The sequence below is a fragment of the Cellulomonas xylanilytica genome (assembly GCF_007989805.1).
In the GTDB taxonomy this organism is placed as follows: domain Bacteria; phylum Actinomycetota; class Actinomycetes; order Actinomycetales; family Cellulomonadaceae; genus Cellulomonas; species Cellulomonas xylanilytica.
Genome location: NZ_BJUB01000001.1, coordinates 462182 through 481536, shown reverse-complemented (window position 1 = coordinate 481536; position 19355 = coordinate 462182). Strand labels below are relative to the sequence as shown.

The 19355-nt window shown below is 68.9% G+C and carries 16 protein-coding genes; 6 read left to right on the top strand and 10 right to left on the bottom strand.

Going from position 1 to position 19355, the window contains the following annotated elements:
* Positions 1-223: 223 nt before the first annotated feature.
* Positions 224-679 carry a hypothetical protein gene (locus CXY01_RS02040; protein WP_146925376.1) on the bottom strand — a complete coding sequence of 152 codons (456 nt, stop codon included), beginning with the start codon at positions 677-679 and terminating at the stop codon, positions 224-226.
* A 110-nt stretch (positions 680-789) separates the two neighbouring features.
* Entirely contained in the window at positions 790-1224 is a 435-nt protein-coding gene (locus CXY01_RS02035) for a DUF2269 domain-containing protein (RefSeq protein ID WP_246124939.1), read from the bottom strand.
* A gap of 368 nt (positions 1225-1592) precedes the next feature.
* Between CXY01_RS02035 and CXY01_RS02025 the strand changes: the two genes are divergently transcribed.
* Positions 1593-2210 carry a TetR/AcrR family transcriptional regulator gene (locus CXY01_RS02025; protein WP_146925374.1) on the top strand — a complete coding sequence of 206 codons (618 nt, stop codon included), beginning with the start codon at positions 1593-1595 and terminating at the stop codon, positions 2208-2210.
* Positions 2211-2460: 250 nt separating this feature from the next.
* Here CXY01_RS02025 and CXY01_RS02020 read toward each other — a convergent pair whose 3' ends face one another.
* From CXY01_RS02020 to CXY01_RS02005, 4 genes are all read right to left on the bottom strand, one after another.
* A complete protein-coding gene (locus CXY01_RS02020; RefSeq protein ID WP_146925373.1) occupies positions 2461-2688 on the bottom strand; it encodes a heavy-metal-associated domain-containing protein in 228 nt (75 codons plus the stop codon).
* Positions 2689-2785: 97 nt separating this feature from the next.
* Entirely contained in the window at positions 2786-5245 is a 2460-nt protein-coding gene (locus CXY01_RS02015; protein ID WP_146925372.1) for a heavy metal translocating P-type ATPase, read from the bottom strand.
* A gap of 235 nt (positions 5246-5480) precedes the next feature.
* Positions 5481-6593, bottom strand: a complete 1113-nt coding sequence (locus tag CXY01_RS02010) for a HAMP domain-containing sensor histidine kinase (protein ID WP_146925371.1) — start codon at positions 6591-6593, stop codon at positions 5481-5483.
* Entirely contained in the window at positions 6590-7315 is a 726-nt protein-coding gene (locus CXY01_RS02005) for a response regulator (protein ID WP_146925554.1), read from the bottom strand. Before CXY01_RS02005 ends, CXY01_RS02010 begins: the two co-directional genes overlap by 4 nt.
* A gap of 145 nt (positions 7316-7460) precedes the next feature.
* On the opposite strand from CXY01_RS02005, the gene CXY01_RS02000 reads away from it, so the two are divergent.
* From CXY01_RS02000 to CXY01_RS01990, 3 genes are all read left to right on the top strand, one after another.
* Entirely contained in the window at positions 7461-7730 is a 270-nt protein-coding gene (locus CXY01_RS02000; RefSeq protein ID WP_146925370.1) for a glutaredoxin family protein, read from the top strand.
* Between the two features lie 132 nt (positions 7731-7862).
* The gene (locus tag CXY01_RS01995) at positions 7863-8486 is read left to right on the top strand and encodes a DUF305 domain-containing protein (protein WP_146925369.1); all 624 of its coding nucleotides are present in this window, start codon (positions 7863-7865) and stop codon (positions 8484-8486) included.
* Positions 8487-8836: 350 nt separating this feature from the next.
* The gene (locus CXY01_RS01990) at positions 8837-9493 is read left to right on the top strand and encodes a TlpA family protein disulfide reductase (RefSeq protein WP_146925368.1); all 657 of its coding nucleotides are present in this window, start codon (positions 8837-8839) and stop codon (positions 9491-9493) included.
* Positions 9494-9570: 77 nt separating this feature from the next.
* Here the strand turns inward: CXY01_RS01990 and CXY01_RS01985 are convergent, their stop codons facing one another.
* The 3 genes from CXY01_RS01985 to mobF all read right to left on the bottom strand — a co-directional run bounded on the left by CXY01_RS01985 (position 9571) and on the right by mobF (position 15357).
* Positions 9571-11133 (bottom strand): molybdopterin-dependent oxidoreductase, encoded by a 1563-nt coding sequence (locus CXY01_RS01985; RefSeq protein WP_146925367.1) that lies wholly within the window; start codon positions 11131-11133, stop codon positions 9571-9573.
* A 247-nt stretch (positions 11134-11380) separates the two neighbouring features.
* A complete protein-coding gene (locus CXY01_RS01980; protein ID WP_222594466.1) occupies positions 11381-11767 on the bottom strand; it encodes a hypothetical protein in 387 nt (128 codons plus the stop codon).
* A gap of 5 nt (positions 11768-11772) precedes the next feature.
* Entirely contained in the window at positions 11773-15357 is a 3585-nt protein-coding gene (gene mobF / locus CXY01_RS01975; RefSeq protein ID WP_146925366.1) for a MobF family relaxase, read from the bottom strand.
* A gap of 327 nt (positions 15358-15684) precedes the next feature.
* Between mobF and CXY01_RS01970 the strand changes: the two genes are divergently transcribed.
* On the top strand, positions 15685-16110 hold the full coding sequence (locus CXY01_RS01970) for a hypothetical protein (RefSeq protein WP_146925365.1): 426 nt from the start codon (positions 15685-15687) through the stop codon (positions 16108-16110).
* A 17-nt stretch (positions 16111-16127) separates the two neighbouring features.
* Positions 16128-17492: a hypothetical protein gene (locus CXY01_RS01965; RefSeq protein WP_146925364.1), complete on the top strand. Its 1365-nt coding sequence runs from the start codon at positions 16128-16130 to the stop codon at positions 17490-17492.
* Between the two features lie 91 nt (positions 17493-17583).
* Here CXY01_RS01965 and CXY01_RS01960 read toward each other — a convergent pair whose 3' ends face one another.
* On the bottom strand, positions 17584-19320 hold the full coding sequence (locus CXY01_RS01960; RefSeq protein WP_186813263.1) for a competence protein CoiA family protein: 1737 nt from the start codon (positions 19318-19320) through the stop codon (positions 17584-17586).
* Positions 19321-19355: the final 35 nt, after the last annotated feature.

Below are 19355 nucleotides of genomic sequence, written 5' to 3'. Positions count from 1 at the left end.
CCGCGGCGACGTCATCGTCGTTCGACCGACGGCATCATCTCGCGGCCGGGTGGCGCGGCCTGTCTGGCTCGAGAGAGTAGCTGGGGACGAGCTGACCGAGGACCTGGCGATGTGGCTCGCCGCCGGAGGGCCGGGACATGCGCCGATGCCCCGATCGTTCGACTCGCGGCTGATCAACCGGTCGAAGCGTCCGCCTGCGTAGAACGAGCCTCCCCCGCCACAGCTAGTCGAACGTCATCCAAACGCCCCCGGCCAGAATTTCGACTCTGGGGCACGTGGAGGAGTCGTCGATTGACAGACATCCGACCGCCCAGCCTTCTGCGTTGGCCTCATGGACTGCCCACACGCGATCGGGAACTCGCATCCGGAGGCTCTCCACCGATTCGGCTCGCGCGACCACGTAGTGAAGTGTCGGACCATCGGTCGCAGCGACAGATCCCTGCAAGCGGGTCTCGGTCTCCGCGGCATCGACAACGGTCGGGATGAAGGACTGGCCCGTCAGGAGGTCCGTCAGCACGATAACGAGCCAGCCCGTTCTCTCGTCACGAACCAAGGCAAGAGCGCCCGCGCCGGTCCGATCCTGTGCGATGAGCGAACTTCCGACCCGCGCCCCGGAGGCGGCAAGCCTGCGCGCGGCTGAGAAGTCCATGGCATCCCAGTCGGGGCGGTCGAGACTCACGTCACCAGTCTCGGCCCTAGGCGATGCGATTCGCGACATCCGGCCGACTTGAGGCGCCGTACCAACCGCCGCCGCGTGCCGGGGCCGGCGTGCATATCCATCGGACCCGATCAGGCGGAGCGCGCCTGCTGCTGCAGCCGCCAACCCCGCGCGGTCAGGCCCTTGGGCTTGAATACGGAGAGCACTGTGGCACCCAGGAGCAGCAGCAGGGCCAGGACGACGTGCACGAGCGGCGACGCCGACGTCAGAGCTTGATCTTCCTGACCGGTGGCGGCCGCGAGCTTGGCCAGCCCTGCGAGTGTCTGCGTGTAGAGGACCAGTACGACGGTGGCGACCAGGGTGATGACTAGCTTGGTGACGACCCAGTAGTGGCGGGTCAGTCCCCACACCGTTCCCAGCGACTGCACGAGGCCGGTGACGAGTGAGCCAACGGCCAGTGGCACAAGAACGGTCCAAGCCAACGCATCCATCGCCACGTACATCGCGCGTGCGGTCACCTCGTCGTGCGTGGTGAGGGCGATCAGCGCGAGACCGAGGAACGTCACGACTGCTCCAGTCCAGCCGACCGAGCAGCTGATGTGCACGCACAACGCCGCCTTGCGCAGTCCCGGAGACATCGTCATGTCCATAGACCAGCGGCCGGCACTGACAGGGCGCCTTGTGAGCCGTGGCGCTGGGGACCGTGCTCGCCGCCAAACAGAAGAGCGGCGACGAGCAGGACGACCGCAACGGCACCGAGCGCAGCGAGGGCCTTTACCCATCGCGGTGTCGGTGGGCGCGCGCGAACACCATTCCCCGAGGCATCGGAACTGGTCGAACCGGGCGTGACTTCCATGGAACGCTCCTCTTCGAGTTTTGCGATACACAGTGTCACATAGAAGACGTAGTGTCACGGGGCCGGTAGGATGCGGAGATGCCTTCCCTCTGGCGCGACTCCATCGACGCTCACCGCCACGCGGTGCACGACTCGGTTCTGGACGCGGCGGGCGAGATCCTTGAACAAGCAGGCCCGACGGCGGTGACGATGTCGTCAGTCGCCGAGCGCGTTGGCATTGGCAGGGCAGCGCTCTACCGGTACTTCTCCGACAGTCGGCAGATCTTGCTGGCCTGGCACGAGCGGCAGGTGCGCGCACACCTCGATCAGCTGCGCGAGGTGCGTGCACGCGCCGGGAGTACGGACATCGCGCTACGCGACGTCCTCGAGACATACGCCGTGCTCTCCTCAGGCCATGCGCTGGGAGAGTCGGCGACTGCGCTACACGCGGCTGACCATATGCAGGGCGCCGAGCGCGAGCTCCACGTCCTCCTGCGCGACCTGGTGGCCGATGGAGTGCGGGACGGTCACGTGCGCGGCGACGTCTCCGTCGACGACCTCGTCATCTACTGTGCCCAGGCCCTGCGCGCTGCGTCACGGATGGCGTCCCCCGAGGCTCCGCGCACCGTTTCCACGCTCGTTTTGGCCAGCCTGCAGCCAGGTGGTCCGGCGATGACGTCGTCGGCGGACGTGCAGCACGTGCGGCACCGACACTGAGCTGCCGCATCAGCCCAAGTCGAGCCGGCTGGCTTCCCACACCGCTGTGACCTCGACGAGGCTTCCCATCACCACGAGGCCGCGCTCACCTGAAGCCCTCAGGATTGCTGCGTTGCCGTGGGGGCGGCGGAAGTACACGTCCAGTGGAGGGTCGGCTCGCCTGGCGAGGGCCGTGGGGGCGTCGTGGCCGCCGAATGCGATGCACTCAGAGGCTGCGCGCACGTACCTCGCCCCGGCGAGCCGACCGCGATTAGGCGGAGGCGGCGATCAGGACGTACCCGGCCTCGTCGACGGCGGCGCGGACATCGTTGACGTCGACCTCGCCGTCGCTGGCAACGGTGACCTTCGACTCTCCGCCGTTGACGAGCTCGACCGTCACGTCCTTCACTCCGGTGACCTTGCGGACCTCCTCGGTGACCGTCGCGACGCAGTGTCCGCACGTCATTCCGGTGACTCCATACGTCGTCGTGGTGCTCATCTCGACTCCTTCTAGTTGCTCGGTACGCCGACCAGATGGTCAACGCGGGTTGCGGCGGGGTCGCCGCACGACTGCTCAGCTCTCGTGAGGACAGGGGTCAACGGTTGTGCGCTGTGTGTGCCGTCGGCGTTGGCGCTGGCTGTGATGCGGGCACGACCGGCGCGTCCTCTGCCGGCGTCGGTAGGTGCAGGCGCTTCAGTAGCAGGGCGTTGACGGCGACGATCACCGAGGAGCCTGACATGGCCAGTGCCGCGATCTCCGGACTCAGCGATAGTCCGAGTGACGGGTAGAAGACACCAGCGGCGATCGGGAGCGCGATCGCGTTGTAGCCGATCGCCCAACCGAGGTTCTGGCGCATCTTGCGCACAGTCCCCCGGCCCAGACGCAGGGCGACGGGGACGTCGAGCGGATCGGACCGCATGAGCACGACGTCGGCCGTCTCGATGGCGACGTCCGTGCCGGCACCGATCGCGATGCCGAGGTCGGCCGTGGCGAGTGCAGGAGCGTCGTTGACGCCATCACCCACCATGGCGACGCGGCGGCCCGCACTCTGCAGCTCGGACACCTTGGCGGCCTTGTCCCCGGGCAGCACCTCCGCGATCACCGCGTCGATGCCGAGCTCGTCGGCGATTCGCCGAGCGGTGTCCTGGTTGTCGCCCGTCAGCATGACGACGTGGGCGCCTGAGTCGTGCAGGGCTGCGATCGCGGCGGCCGCGGTCGGCCGCGGCTCGTCGGCCAGGGCAAAGACGGCGACCGCTTGCCCGTCCACGGCGACCAGCACGGCGGTGCGCCCGGAGGCCGCCAGCTGGGCGCGCGCGGCGTCGAGCGTCCCGAGCGATACCCCTTCGGCGGCCATGAGGCGGCTGTTGCCGACCAGGACGCGCTTGCCGCCGACCACCGCGGTGGCACCGTGCCCGGGCACGTTGCGGAACTCTGACGCGGATGCCTCCTCGGCGCCCTGCTCTGCCGCGTACGCCGATATGGCCTTGGCGAGTGGGTGCTCGGACTCCCGTTCGATTGCTCGGACAGCAGTCATCAGGTCCGCCCGGTCGATGCCGGCGACCACCACATCAGTCACCTGGGGCTGGCCGGTCGTGAGCGTGCCGGTCTTGTCGAGCACCACCGTGTCGATGCTGGCCGCGCCCTCGAGCGCGGAGGCGCTCTTGAACAGGATTCCTCGCTTCGCGCCGAGGCCGGTGCCCACCATGATCGCGGTCGGCGTGGCCAGTCCCAAGGCATCGGGGCAGGTGATCACGACCACCGTGATCGCAAAGAGCATCGCCGTTGGCACGGTTGCTCCGGCCACGATCCAGGCGGCAAAAGTAATCGCACCGCCGGCGAGCGCGACGAGAACGAGCCACGAAGCGGCGCGGTCCGCCAGGCGCTGGCCGGGCGCCTTGGAGTTCTGAGCCTGTTGAACCATGGAGACGACCTGCGCCAGCGCGGTGTCGGCGCCGACCTTGGTTGCACGGGCCCGCAGGACACCGGTGGTGTTGATCGAAGCGCCGATGAGCTCGTCACCGTGAGCTTTGGCCACAGGAAGGCTCTCCCCGGTGACCATGGACTCGTCGACCTCGGACTCGCCCGACTCCACCACCGCATCGACCGGGATCTTGGCGCCGGGGCGAACGAGGAGGAGCTCGCCGACATGCACGTCCGCGGTCGGAACCTCGACCTCGGCTCCGTCGCGGAGCACGACAGCGGTCGCCGGAGCGAGCTCGAGCAGAGTGCGCACAGCGTCGTTGGCTCCACCTCGGGCGCGCATCTCGACCCAGTGTCCGAGCAGGACGAACGTGGCCAGCACGCTCGCCGCTTCGTAGAAGACCTCGCCGCCTCCGGTGAGCGTCACGCCCAGGCTGTACAGCCACCCAGTGCCAACACCGACGGCGACCAGGACCATCATGTCGAGCGTCCTGGCTCGCAGGGCACGGTAGGCGCCGTCGAAGAAGATCCAGGCCGAATAGAAGATGACGGGCAGCGACAGGATCAGGGCGAAGACGTCGTCGCGCAGGCCGAATGGTGCCGGGGCATCGAAGCCGATGATCTCCCGACCGATCGGTGACCACAGCGTGATGGGTACCGAGAGCACGAGCGCGACGAGGAACCGGTTGCGCATGTCTCGCGCCATGTCAGCGATGGAGCCGCTGCCGTGGTGGCCGCCGTGCCCCATCGCGTCGTGGGGTGACGGCGCAGCGCCCGGGGCGGTGACGTGGTCGGCGTGGTGATCGTGTGCCACGGCAGTACCGCCGTGACCGGCGTGCGCTAGCGGCGTGCTGTCGACCGGTGCGCCATCGGGGTGGGCCGCAGCGCCCATCGGTTCGCACACGTGATCGGGAACGGACTCTCCCCGGCAGTGGTAGCCGCAATCGCGGATCCAGCCGGCGAGCTGAGCGACAGATGTCTGCGCCTCGTCGAAGGTCACGGTGGCGGTCTGGGCCGCCGCGTTGGCCTCCACGCTTACCACCCCGGGCCGCCGGGCCAGCGTCCGCTCGACCACTGGTGCGGACGTCGCCCAGTGGAGTCCTCCTACTTCGAGAACCGTCGTCTGGTTGGACATTTCCAGATCCCTTCGGTCTCCAGTTCCGTCGCGCCTCGACGCTCATGAGCACCGTGCAGAGGCGGAGACGGGATACCCCCATGGGGTATGTCGACGTTAACCGGCGACTGATGTCGTTTAGTCCTCTGGACGATGAAGATTCGATTGAGACCATGATTGGCGGTCCCGAGGATGCCTGCAGTCGATCGGGCGGCGGTGGCGTCGCCTCTGCGTCGCCACTCACGTCGCGACAGGCTCAGGCGGTCGGCAACGTCACGGTGAACGTGGCGCCCTGGCCGGGTCCCCCACTTGAGGCGCGGATCGTTCCACCGTGCGCCTCGACGAGGGCCTTGCTGATCGCCAGGCCGATGCCTGATCCTCCGCTCGCACGGTCGCGTGCGGTGCCCGCACGGTAGAACCGTTCAAAGACGTGCGGGAGGTGCTCGGCGCCGATCCCCTCCCCCGTGTCCGTGACCGTCAGGTTGACGTGCCCGGCGTCGCCTCCGACCGCCCGAACAGTGAGGGCGCCGCCGTTCGGCGTGTGGCGCAGGCCATTGGTCAGAAGGTTGTCCAGAACCTGCGCGATTCGGTGACGGTCGGCGAGGACGTCCGGGAGGCCCGGCTCTGCCGAACCGGTGAGATCGATGCTCCGCGCGGCGGCACGCTCGCGCGCTGCGTGCAGCGCGGCGTCCACGAGCTCACCGGGAGGGACGGGGGCTGCATCGAGCATGACGTCACCGGCCTCGGCGTGGGTCAAAGCCGCGAGGTCATGCGCGAGCCGAGTGAGTCGATCGCCCTGATCACGCAGGACTGCCAGGGTCGTCTTGTCCAGTGGCTGCACGCCGTCCTCGATGGCTTCCAGATAGCCCGCAATCGTGGCGACGGGAGTTCTGACCTCATGAGCCAGGTCCGCAAGCAACCGTCCACGCAGCCGGTGTGCGTCCTCGAGTCGGTCGGCGAGCCGGTTGAACGATCCGGCCAGGCCGTCGAACTCGGCACCGAGGCCCGGGGACGGCACCCGCACGTCGTAGTGCCCGTCCCCGAGGGAGGTGGCCGCCGTGGAGACCGCCGCAAGCGAGCCCCCGATTCGTCGTGTCAGCACGATGCTCACCGCGGCAGACGCGATTGCTGCTGCGACAAAGGCAAGCGCCGAGGCGACGGTAGACGACGAGCGGAAGGCTTCCTCCACGTGGAGATCGGCCAGCTCATGGTCGCTGACGCCTGCCCGCGCAAGGTGCTCATGAAAGACGGCAGGGCCCACGATGGCGATCACCGCCCACGCAGTCAGCGCAGCAGTGGCCAGCACGATGCCGATGGCGACGAGCAGTCGAGACGCCAGCCCGAGCGGCCGCTGCCTCCCGGTCGTCACGTGCCTGTGCCGATCCGGTAGCCGATCCCACGCACGGTCCGGACGTACCGCTGCTCTCGCGCGGTGTCGCCCAGCTTCTGCCGGACGTGCAGCACGTGAACGTCCACGAGGTGGTCATCGCCGACCCACCCAGGACCCCAGACTGCGTCGATCAGCGCCCGTCGGGACAGCACCGCGCCCGGACGCGACGCCAGCGCAGCGACGATGTCGAACTCGGTGCGCGTGAGGTCTATCGGACGACCGTCGACGTACGTCTCGCGCCCTTCAACGTCGATCGTCAGCGCCCCGATCGTCAGCGGTGGTGCGGTCGGCGGTGAGGCGACCGCGGCTGCACGACGCGGACGGCGAAGCAGGACCGCGATCCGAGCCATGAGCTCACGCGGACTGAAAGGCTTGGTGATGTAGTCGTCGGCACCGACAGAGAGCCCGATCAACGTGTCGACCTCCTCGGCCCGGGCGGTCAGCATCACGACGTAGCAGTCGGAGAAGGTCCGCAGCTGCCGGCACACCTCGATCCCGTCGATCCCCGGCAGGCCGAGATCCAGGACGACGACGTCCGGATCGACAGCCCGGAGGAGCTCGACGGCACGCGCACCGTCGTGGGACACGGACACCTCGAAACCATCGCGTTCCAGGTATCCGGCCACCAGCCGCGCGAGGGCTACCTCGTCATCGACGACAACCGCCCTGCGGGCCTCGACCTGCGCTGACGTGGTTGTCATGGCCCCATCCTCGACGACGCCCACGCGCCGGAGGTCGGCTTCATCAAACCTTGATCGAACCGCGAGCAGTCGTGCAAGGCGTCGGGGTGAGGCTGCTGCGGTGATTCAAGGGCAACGCGTCAAGTCTGCGGCGGTACGTCCGCACGTGCGGATCACCGTCGTTCAGACATCGGCGTGCGACCTGTGTGAGGAGGCCGCGGCCGTCCTGGCTGAGCTCGCCAAGGACCATCCGATCAGTGTCGACGTGGTGGACGCGCAGTCCGACGTCGGGCGAGAGCTGGTGGCACGCAACCGTCCACCACGGCAACCGCTCGTCCTGGTGGACGGGGCGTACTTCTCCGCCGGCCGGCTGCCGCGGCGCAAGCTCGAGCGCGCGCTCACAGCGCGGCACGCCACGGCGGAGCGTGCGGGCTGATCGGCGCCGGACCCATTGAGTCAGCCCATCCACCCTGCCCGGATTTCGTCGCCAACGTTGCGCACTCGCTCCGAATCTTTTCGCACGAGAACACCTCAACGACAGACCACCAACACTTCGAGGAGCTGCACCATGACCACCCCCGTACGTCGACGCCTGGCCGCCGCCGCGGCCGTTACAACGCTCGCCCTCTCGCTCGCTGCTTGCTCGAGCAACCCGTCCTCGGACGACGCATCTGCAGGCTCGGGCGACGCGACGACGTCGGCCGACGCACAGGTTGCGACGCACAACGAGGCTGACACCGAGTTCGCTCAGATGATGATCGTGCACCACCAGGGGGCCATCGAGATGGCGGACCTCGCCGTGAGCAAGGGGACGCACCCCGAGGTCAAGGCCCTCGGCGAACAGATCTCCGCCGCCCAGCAGCCCGAGATCGAGCAGATGACTGAGTGGCTCGAGGCCTGGGGTGAGTCGGCACCGGACGCGATGGAGCATGGGGGCATGGACCACGGGGGCATGGAGATGAACGGAATGGATCAGGAAGGTGCGATGGCTGAGCTCGAATCGCTCTCGGGCACAGAATTCGACCAGCGCTTCCTGGAGCTGATGATCGCCCACCACCAGGGCGCGATCGAGATGTCCGAGCAGGAGATCGCGGACGGCGAGAACTCGGACGCACGGGCGCTCGCCCGCACGATCATTGACGCGCAGAACGCTGAGATCACCGAGATGACCAATCTGCACAGCGACCTCTGACCGGACCGGGTGGCCCACGAGCCGTGACTTCGGGCCGAGCTCGCCCGGGTCGGGTGCAACACCGCGCGCCGCGACGGGACCGCGGTCTGGTCGCAGTGGCGCAACGGCTTCGCAACCGGTTCATGCTTGACTACGGCACCGTCGACGAAATGCTCTAACGAGCAGCTTCAACCACGTGACCCGCTTGGTCGTCGAGGCCGGCCAGGGCGTGGCCAAGGGCGGGCTCGTCGGCAACACCGGCTTGTCCGGTGCCCGCGCCCGCACTTCGAACTCCACGTGAACGGGTCGACGGTGGACCCGCGACCGTCGCTCGGCCGCTGAGCGGCTGGGCCTACCCTGATAGGACTAGCATGATCACCGCCCACGTTCGCACCGGCGCCGGGCCTGGACGACTTCGCGCCAGCACCCGCGCAGCCGCCGTGGTGGCCCTCTTCGTCGTACTCGGGAGCGGATGCGCTGCAGACACCACCAAGGAGGGCAGCCAACCCGCCGACGTCATCGATCAGGGTTACCAGTCGGGCGACGGCACGACCCAGACGTGGCCGGTTGCTGACCGCGGCGACGCCGTCATCCTCACCGGGACCGATTACGAAGGTAAGGCCATTGACACGTCGGCCTGGCTGGGGAACGTCATTGTCCTGAACACCTGGTATGCGGCATGCCCTCCCTGTCGCAAGGAAGCCCCAGACCTCGTCGCATTGGCCAACGACTACGAAGACCAGGGCGTGCGAGTCCTCGGGATCAACCGCACCGACGCCAAAGGCACGGCCCAGGCGTTCCAGCGCGAGTTCTCCGTGCCCTACCCCTCCCTTGAAGACACCGACGGCGCCGCGATCGCCGAGCTCGCCGCCGTTGTCCCGGTCCAAGCCGTGCCGACGACCGTGGTGCTCGACCAGCAGGGCCGGGTCGCGGCACGCATCGTGGGCCTGGCGGAGGGATCGACGCTGCGCACGATCGTCGACAACGTCCTCGCTGACCTCGCCGCGCCGACGCCAACAAGCACGTAGTGCGCACTGCGGAACCCACCCGCCGCACCTCGGACGCAACGAGCGACGTACGCAGTGGGCTGGTCAGCGAAAAGGAGCTAGTCCACCGTGACGGAGATCGAGTGCTGGCCGGTTGCTCCGTCAGGGACGGTGTCGACCCGTTCCGCCGTCTGGACCTCTCCGGTGGCGTCCGTCGCGCGGACCGTCAGCTGGTGCAGGCCCGGGGTCGCATCCCAGACGAAGGACCACTGCCGCCAGGTGTCAACGGAGGCTTCCGTCGCGAGTGTCGCCAGCGCCCAGTCACCGTCGTCCACCTGCACCTCGACGGCGGTGATGCCGCGCTGCTGGGCCCACGCGGTGCCTCCGATCGCGACCTGACCGGCGGGGATCCGGGCGAACGGGCCGGGGACCTCGATGCGTGACGCCGTCTTGATCGGTCCCTTCTCCGACCAGCCCCGGTCTGTCCAGTACGCGCGGGCGTCGGCGTACCGGGTCACCTCGAGGTCGACGACCCACTTGGTGGCGGAGACGAACCCGTATAGCCCGGGAACGACCATGCGGACGGGATAACCGTGGACGGCGGGGAGCGGCTCGTCGTTCATCCCGATCGCCAGCAGAGCATCGCGATCGTCGGTGAGGGCCGTGAGCGGGGTCGAAGCGGTGAAGCCGTCGATGCTCGTCGACAGGACCATGTCGGCATCGGTGGTTGGCCGCGCCCGAGCCAAGAGCTCTCGGATCGGCAGCCCGAGCCACTTGGCATTGCCCGCCAGGTCCCCGCCGACCACGTTGGACACGCACGTGAGCGTCACCCAGGACTCGACCAGGTCGGCCTCGAGGAGGTCCTGGAAGGAGATCTCGACCTCCTCCTCGACGAGTCCGTGCACGCGCAGCCGCCACGAGTCGGCGTCGACCTGAGGGATGGTCAGTGCCGTGTCGATCCGGTAGAAGCCGTCGTTGGGCGTCACGAACGGCTCGGAGCCCTCGACGGCGGACTCCACACCCGCAGGCAGAGGCTTCGCCTTGCGGAACGGTGCCGGGAGGCGCAGGGCGCGGCGTGCCGCCTCGACGGTCTGCGTCGCGGCGCCGAGCAGCTGGGCACCGACGCCGGCTGCGGTTGCGACGGCCGCTGTGACCAAGGCCGCGGCGAGGAAGGAGCGCCGTCCGAGGCCGTGTGCGGGAGCTTCACCACTCGGTGAGGTCGACAAGCCTCCTCCGGGCAGCCGGGAGAGGAGGAACCGCAGGGTGAGCAGGCCGACGGCTCCGCCGACGAGGCTCGGGACGATGGCAAAAGGGCTGGCGTTCGGTCGCACGGCCGCCGCTACCGCACCCACCACCGCGAGGACGAGGACGACTCCGGCGCCGAGCGCCCATCTGCGGCGCGCGAGCACCCCGGCGACGGCGGCGACCACAGCGATCACCACTGACATGCTGACCAGGAGGGCGAGCTTGTCGTTGGTGCCGAAGGTGGCGATCGCGAAGTCCTTGAGCGCCGGCGGCGTGGCATCGATGAAGGCCGCGCCGACGGCGATGAGCGGTGCTGCCTGCGGCGAGAGGACGACCGCGACGAGCTGCGCGACGGCGAGGGTGGTCGCCGCAGCAAGGATGCCCGCCAGGGCAGCCAGCAGCCCCGAGCCCATTCGGGTTCGCCTCACCGCGCTCATCCGCGGCAGCCTCGGTCGACGTGATTTCTGGTGGACCGAGCGGGGGCGCCGGAGGCGACAGTCTCGGGCTCCTGATGCAAGCCCATGAAGGCTCCGTTCCGGCCCGGCCGAGCAGGCGCCTCGTGTCGAAATGTTGCTGACGCCGGGAGTTCGGAACAGAGGTTCGCCCGGATGGGTCCCGAGCGAGCAGTTCCTGGACGTGGCCTGGGACCGCGGCCGGCGTACCCCTCGCCCAGCGGCGTCGCGCCTAGAGGGAACGGTGGGCGTCAGGTCTACAGCCGGACCGCGAGACCCAGTCACTGATGCGTAGGCGGGCGACGGCGAATCGTTCGTGCCAGTTCAGTGGCGCATCGGGGACTGCGCTCATGGAGAAGGCGCCCTGCCACGCGAGCTGCAACGCGGATAGCTCCTCGATCAGTTCTGGGTGCTGAGTCCAGCATCCCGGCACCACGCGGTGGTCCAGCCGGTAGCGCTCGGCCAGCCAGGTCACCCAACCGTCAAGGTCTTCGAGCAGCAGTTCTTGCTCGGCCGCGGTGAACGCGGACCAGACGATCGGGGTAGGCGGACCTATCGGCGCCAGGAAGGTGCGCTGAGGAAAGAAGTCCTGCTGGGCTGCCGGGGCTTTGCGCCTCATGCGCGTCATCGGACCGACACTCCCCGGCTCACGACGCTCTCAGGGGGGCCACTTGGTGCTCGCGCCGGCCCGCGCAGCTGCGGTCGTTGTTCGTCCAGGTGCGCGGCCGTGGCGGTGATCTCCGCGAGCCAGGCGGCTCGTGCGCGGGGGTCCCGCGGTTCGGGGCCGAGTCGCTCGAGCCAGGCAGGCTGCTCGTCGAGCACGGAGCCGGTGAGCGCGGCAGCTCGTTCGGCGATGAGGTGCTCGACGGTCGCGATCATCGCGAGGCCGTCGTGATCGAGCCCCGCACTGCTGCTCGACGCAGGAACTTCCTGGGGGTTCTCCGCGTGTGCGCGCAGCCATCCGTTCGCCTCGCTGGTCAAGGCCTCGACCGAGGCGTCGGCGGTCGCGGCCTTGACCAGTTCGGCAACGATGGCGGCTGGATCGGGGGTGAGGGTGGCGATGCGATCGAGCCTCGTGAACAGCGTTCCTGCCTCAGATGCCGTCTGCAGGTCGCGGATGGTCTCGGCGCGAAGTCCTGCTCGGTCCAGCTCCTGGGTCCACCGGTTGCGGGATGCCTCGGCCAGCAGCGTCCGTCGGATGGGTTGCAGCCGGTGCATCGAGCCGGCGGCGTCCTGCGCGGCGGCGATCTGCGCCGTGGCGGACTGCTCGGCGCTGGGCGTGCCGATGATCGCAGCGAGCACCTCGTGGCCGGCGCTGCTGCTCGGGGCGTCGGGCAGGTCGTCGCATTCGGGGTCGACGGCATCCAGTGCGACGTAGACGTGGTTGGCGTGGCGTCCACGTGTCATCGCGACGTACAGGTTCTCGCGCGCCATGCCGGGGTGGGCCAGTACATGCGTGCGGTCGACGGTGATGCCCTGCGCGCGGTGGGTGGTGCTGGCGTAGCCGAGCTCGACATCCTGCGCCACGTAGTCAGCCGGGAGCAGCACTGATGCCGCCCCTGTCCCAGTGGCGGACCGTGTCCGCGTGGCGGTCAGTGATCCGTCGGGGTGGGTGTGCGTGACGGTCCAGAGGTCGCCGTTGTGCACGTACGAGTTCGCGCCCGCAGCCGCGGGACGAAGGCTGCGCTCGTTACGGCGGGTGACGATCCGGTCCCCCACCCCGAGCCGTTCGCCGGATGCCGAGGTCACGCCCTCGCCGGTCACGAGGCCGTCCGCGACGCGGTCGCGGTGAGCTCGGGCGTTCAGCGCGGCGACGGTCCGGGCGTCGGGCGCAATCAGGATCGCGTCGACGCCGTCCTCGACGTCGGCCGCCCACGCCGTGTAGGCGTCCTCGAGCATCGCCTCGGCAGCCCCGGCGCGCACCCGCTCGTGCTCGACATACTCCTCGACCACCCTGGGGTCCCCGTCACGCAGGCCGAGGCTCGCTGCGGCTTCCCAGGGGTGGCTGAACCGCCACAGGGATGTGAGCCGCGCGGGGCGGGTGCGGTCGGCCAGCAACCCGAACGCCCCGCCGGCGTCGACCGCGGACAGCTGTCCGTGGTCGCCGACCAGGAGGACCTTCGCCCCCGCCGTTCCAGCCTGCGCCACGATGGTGTCGAGGGTCAGCGTCCCCGCGAGGGACGCTTCGTCGACGATCACGAGCTGGCCCGCCTGTAGGGACCATCGGACGGTCTCACGGGCCTGCGCGGCAAGCGCCGTCTCGATCGTCCGCAACGCTCTCAAGTCCCCGTCACGTGCGGCACCATCGCGGGCACCGGCCAGACGTGCGGTGAGGTCGGTGCGCCGTTGAGCGCCCTGCCCGGTGGACTCGAAGGTCCACTTCGCGGTGTTCTCACACGGGATCTCGAGCGCCCGAGCGAGTTCGGCTGCCGCAGACGACGAGGGCGCCAGCCCGATGACCGCGCCCCTCCCGTAGGTGTGTTCCCACGCTCGACGTACGCCGCGCAGGGTGGTGGTCTTGCCCGACCCCGCGGGGCCGACCAGCACGTCGAGACGGTGCCCAGAGGTTGCAACCTGCCGGACGACTTCCATTTGGTCCGACGCGAGCCGCGTGCCGGCGTCCGAGGCGGCCATGACCAGCGCCGCCAACGACGTCGCTGGACCGTCATCGGCAGCGGCCGCTGTGAGCAGGCGGGCTTCGGCGTCGAGGACGCGCCGGTCGGTGAAGCGTTCCTCGTCGGGGCGGTCGAAGACCGACGTCCCGTCAGGACGCTGGAACGGTGGGCCGGACTCGAACAGGGCAGGTGCTGCCGTCGAGACGCCGTCCCGCAGCGCCACCGTCGTCACTGAGTCGAGCAGGTAGAGCCGATCGGCGACGCTGGCCATCGCGAGGCCGCGCGTCACTCGCGCTGCCTCGGCGAGCACGTTCCACCGCGTCCACGTCGATCGGCGCTCCATCACCCCAGCGAGCACAACCTGCGCCACGCGCTCGACGACCTCCGCCGGCACCGCCGCGGCACCTATTGGGACGCGCTGCTCTCGCCGAAGGGCCGCGGCCGTGAGCTGCTCCGGGCTGCGCCCAGTCAGGCTGGCCGCACGGGTGCGCCACGTAGCCAGCAGTTCCCCCAGGGGGCGCACGTGCTTGCTCGGCCGAGTCGCTCGGGTGACCTGCTGGCGAAGCCGCGTGATCTCGATCCGGTTCGGTGTCCTTCCGTGCGTGGCGGCGAACCGGGCGACCTCGTCGGTCATCGCCTCGTCGATGCGGGTGGAGCGAGTGGAGAACTCCCCCATCAGCGCGTCGGCGACGCCGTCGACCTCAAGGCGTGGGCTGCGCCGCGCCCCGCGGTGCCGCCATTCCCACCGCACCGGCAATCGCCGCGCCAGCTCGTCGGCCATTAGCGCGTCGTAGACCTCCGAGATCGCGACCGTCGCGTGGTGCAGCGCCCGCGAGTCCAACGACCTCCACGCCCCGTCGAGGCCCTGCACCTTGTTCGCGACCACTAGGTGCGTGTGCAGGTTCGGGTCCCCCGCCCGAGAGTCCCAGTGCTCGAATGCGACCGCGATCGCACCCAGGGTCGGTTCTTGCCGACACCCCGCGTGCCCGGTCCGCGTGTACAACGCCCGGTCTTCGAGGAACTGCAGCGCCTGGTCGACCGCGGCCCGGTGCGCCGCCAGAACCGTGGCCTGCGTCCGGTCGTCGGCGACCGCCCACAACGTGGAGACGGACTTCGGTGGAGTGAACGTCAGGTCGAACCCAGCCACGGCCTTCGGCGCACCCCGCGCGAGCTCAACGCGGGTGATGGCCTCGATCGCTGCCCGCCGCGCGTGGGCATCCAGTTCTTCGGGGAGCGCCTTGATCTGGGCCTCAACCCGCTTGGCCACCGGGTCCCCGGTGACGTATGCGCGGCCGAGAGGAACGCCCGTCGCGGGGTCGCACCCCTTGCCGAAGAGCCGCGCCATGGGTTCCTCCTGCACCACGTCGCCGCGCTCCATAGCGACGGCTTCTACTCCCCCGACGCCCTGCAGACCCGCCCCGAGCCACCGTCCGGGCGGGTTCCCAGACTGGGTGTAGTAGGCGGTCAACGACGTGGCACCGGAACGGTCGCAGTCCCCGGACGCGGTGTGCCGCAGCAGGTACTGGTAGCCGGCTCCCGCCGTCAGCCGGTGCAGCGTCATCACCATGACGCAGCAGCGATCGGCGTCGAGCACGTGAGTCCCATGCCGTGTAGTGCGCCCGGTCCCGCGTAACACGCGAGCCCGAGCCCGCGTGATCGACCACTGGTGCCAGAGGTGTCATGGCCCACTTCCTTCCTCGCGACCGTCGTCGTGCTCGTCGCTGCTCGACCTCGCGTGTTGCGCGCCTATTGGCGCACCTACGTCTGTGATCCGTCGTCATCAACATCCCGTCGATCGATCACACAGGCAGGCACGCGACTGGTTGTCCACAGCCCGGGTACCGATCGAACGGACGTTGGGCACCTGGCACCAAAGTCGCATTCGAGTACGGACGCAGAACGAGGACTTCACGGAGGAACGATGTCTGTCGGATGGATTACACCCGCCGGAGCACTGCTCGAGCAGACGCCCGTGACGTGGTCAGGACTCTGGTCGCTGCTCTACACGGCCGGCCACTCAACGCTTCGACTCAGCCTCGTCGCGTACTTCGCCGACGGAGTCGAGCTTGCCTACGTCGCGATGGACCTACGCGAAGCACGCGACGAGCTGGAGTGGCTGCACGAAGGCCTCGCCGCCGACGCGCCGGCGATGGATCTCGGCCCCCTCCGGCCGGGCGAAGATCACCAGGCGGCGCGCGACGTCGTTCAGAAACTCATCGACTGCGCACTCGACGTCAGCTGCCTCCTCGCGGAACAGAGCGTCGACGGCGCCGAGCTCTCATGCCTCACTCGCGTCGAGCACCGCCTGCGAACCGCCCACGCGAAGATCGCCGGCCTTCGGCCGTGACCACATATGGCGCGCTGATGGAGCAGGCAGCGCGACACATCCACGCCGGCGGCTCCCAGACTGCAGCCCACCGATTCGACGACCTCCGGGATGCCCACCTCGCTGTTGCGTCGTTCCACGGTCTGCTGGACGCGATCGAGCGGCACGTCTGGCACCTGGTCGACCCCGCGCGAGCGACGACGATCTACGGCACCAGCGCCCCGCCGCAGGGCACAGACCCTGTCGAGTACGCCGCACTGCGTATGGTCACCGCCATCCCGACGCTCGAAGACAAGGACCACCGCCTGCCCCCGATCCCGCAACCGATCGACCACCCATGGGCGGACGCAGCCAGGGCGCTCGGCGCGGCGGTTGACCTGCTCGCGACGCACACCGACGTAGCCGGGACGTCGCGCTCCCCCGACGGTCCCCTCGTGTGGGACTTCGCCGCCCGCCGACGAGCACTTGGCCGCGTCGCGGACTTGACGGGGGCCGTGCTCAGCGGAGCAGACACCCTCGGCTTGCGCGTCGGACAGGCCGGAACCCACTGGTCGAGTGTGCGGCGCTGGATCCCAACCTTCGACGAATCCCGCGCATGGGCAGCCGATGCAGTGCACCAGGCGAAAGATCGGACCGGGGCCGGCCCTCTCGACGATATCGAGCTGGCCAATCCGTCCATCCGCACGGCCAACGAGCTCCTCGAGCTCGCTGATCGAATCGCCCGGCTCCGCCGGTCGGCCTGGGGCGCCCTGCGCCATCCGGACTTCTCCGTCGCGACACTGAATGACTTCGCCGGCGTCGGTCTCGCGGTCAACGCCCACTGTGCCGCCTTCCACGGCGTCGACCTGAGACAGGTCGCCGACGACCCCGCGCTCGCCCAGCTGCCGCAGATCGTCCGCGCTCGAGCATGGCAGCGCGTGCTCGGCGACCTCCACGATGTCATCTCGCCTGGCCCGGGCGCCCCGACGGTTAGGGCCGATGCAATCGCCGTGCGCCATCTCCTCGCCCAAACGGCACCACTGACCGGGGCTTCTGTAGGCCGGGCGGCGAGCTGCGAGCTCGATCGACGCGCTGTGGGCGCGGTAGTAGACGGGGCTGTCGACACGATGAGCCAGATCGCCGCCTGGAACTCGATGACCTACAACCGCCTTGCTTGCTCCGGCCACCTCCGGATCCGGGCCGCCAACCTCACCGGCGAACAGATCACCGACTCTCCCGAGCTCGCCGCCGCGAAGCTGCGAGGGACGAGCGTCGCCGTCACACCAGCGCTCCACGAGCGCGCACTTCGCCACTACCGCGACGCCGCGGAACGAATCGCCAGTGGATCCGACCATTCCGGCACCGCATCGGCACCCTCGCCGACGCCCGAAGCGATCGTGATCGGCCGCGCTCACCACTTGTGAGGGGACGAGGCCCATCCATTGGGGTCCACAGCAGTCTTCGTGCGCGGGCGCACGGCTGGTACGTCTTGACGGCATCCGTCGATTTGCTGACCTATTGCTGCCCCCAGCGAGCGGCCTTGGCCCGCCATGGTTGGCACCCGTCGTGGAACCCGTCGGTTTCAGTGCCAGTCAGTGGGTTCGCGCACGCCTTGCACGTCTTGACCTTTCCTAGCCGTGCGGATGTCGGGGCACTGGCACGCGGTAGCGGAACGAGCTCGTCACGAGCAAACAGGCTTGGTCCACATCCGGAATGTCGACCACTCCCCTCTCGCGTAAACGGCGGGTCAAGCGGCTGACGACACTCGGTGCAGCGCTGCACCTCCGGTGCTGCACTACGTCCCGTGGGCACCTCGACTGTGGCAGGTACGGGTCGCACGACGGCGAACCGGGTGTTATCGCTCGTCGCGAGCATCCCCATTCGCGTCAGCGCTTGGAGCCAGGTTCGCACAGCGTTCCCGGTGGGCTTGCCCGAACCGATCACCGTCTTGGCGTGCCCGTATGCGTCGTACACGGTGAACGACGCCCCAACGGCCTGGTGGATGACCCGCCGGTACGTCTCCCACTGCCAGTACGTGCACATCGCAAGGCTGTGCGGTTCGAGGTGCACCCGCAGGAACTCGGGAACTTCACCAAACGCGGCGGCGATCTGGTCGTGCGCGAAGGAGAGCCGAGTGGCCGCGCTCGCTTCCAGGGCGACCCTCTCGCGCGCGTCGCGAGCGTCGATGGCTTCTTGCTGTGCGGTGAGAGAGTCACGCAGCCCTTGCTGGGAAGCAATGGCCGCATCCGTGGTCTTTTGGCGCTCGCCGTTCTGCACCGCGTTCTCGTAGTTCGCGCGTAGCGCGTCAGCTGCGCGCCGTTGCGCGTCCTTGAGGCGGTCGGCCTCTTGCCTCGCCTGCACCTCCGCGACGACGCGCTCGCGTGCAGCGTTGAGTGCGTCCAGATCTATACGTGCTTGCGCGAGCGCTTGGAGGAGCGGCGAGCTGACCCCTTGCGGCGTCAGGCGGGCGGCGTTGAATGAGTCGATCGCCAAGTCTGCTGGGCCACGCCACGCCGGCACCGTGAAGGGGCGCTGGCCGTGGCTGTCTGTGAATCTCACCGCGTAGCCGACTCCGAGCATCGGTGGCCTGATGGCCGCTTCGAGCTCCGTCGCGGTGGCGATCATGTCGAGGTCCGGGTTGACCCACAGCAGCGGCGCCCCGGTCTCCATGACCTTGCGTTGCACATCGTTGGGGTACACCGCTCCGTCGCGCACGTTCATCTGATGCCCAGTGTGCCCAAACAGCCACACGTCCACGATGCCCATGCGTGCGTAGGAGTGGTGCCGTTCTTCCCACTCGCCGACCTTCATGGCGGCGTACTGCACTTCGATCGCGACCCGCTGCCCGTCACGGAAGGTAACGAGCACGTCCGCGACGCGTTCCCGCCCGGCGAGGCTCACCTCAGTGCGGGCGTCGAGCTCGGGGTGGACGCGAGCAAGCCACGCCATGACGGCGGCTTTGCCTTGTAGGTGGTTGACGGACTCGGCGGCGTGGCCAGCTGTGACATTCGTTCCGCGGTGAACGAACCCGTCGCGCTTGTTGTGACGGTGCGCGGCTGTGAGTCCCTCTGAAGGGCACCCGGGTACGACGCAGATGAGCTGCTGGCGGGCAAACGCGCGCACCTCGTTGGTGACGGTGTCGTCCTCGAGGTAGTACAACGGCGCACTTGGGAGCGCGTTGCGATACCGGGCGTACACGAGGCGCGTTTCCCCGTTGGTGAAGCTTGCCACTTCCTCGGAATGTCCGATCACGCCGGCACCGTAACGCCGCCCACTGACATTGCAGC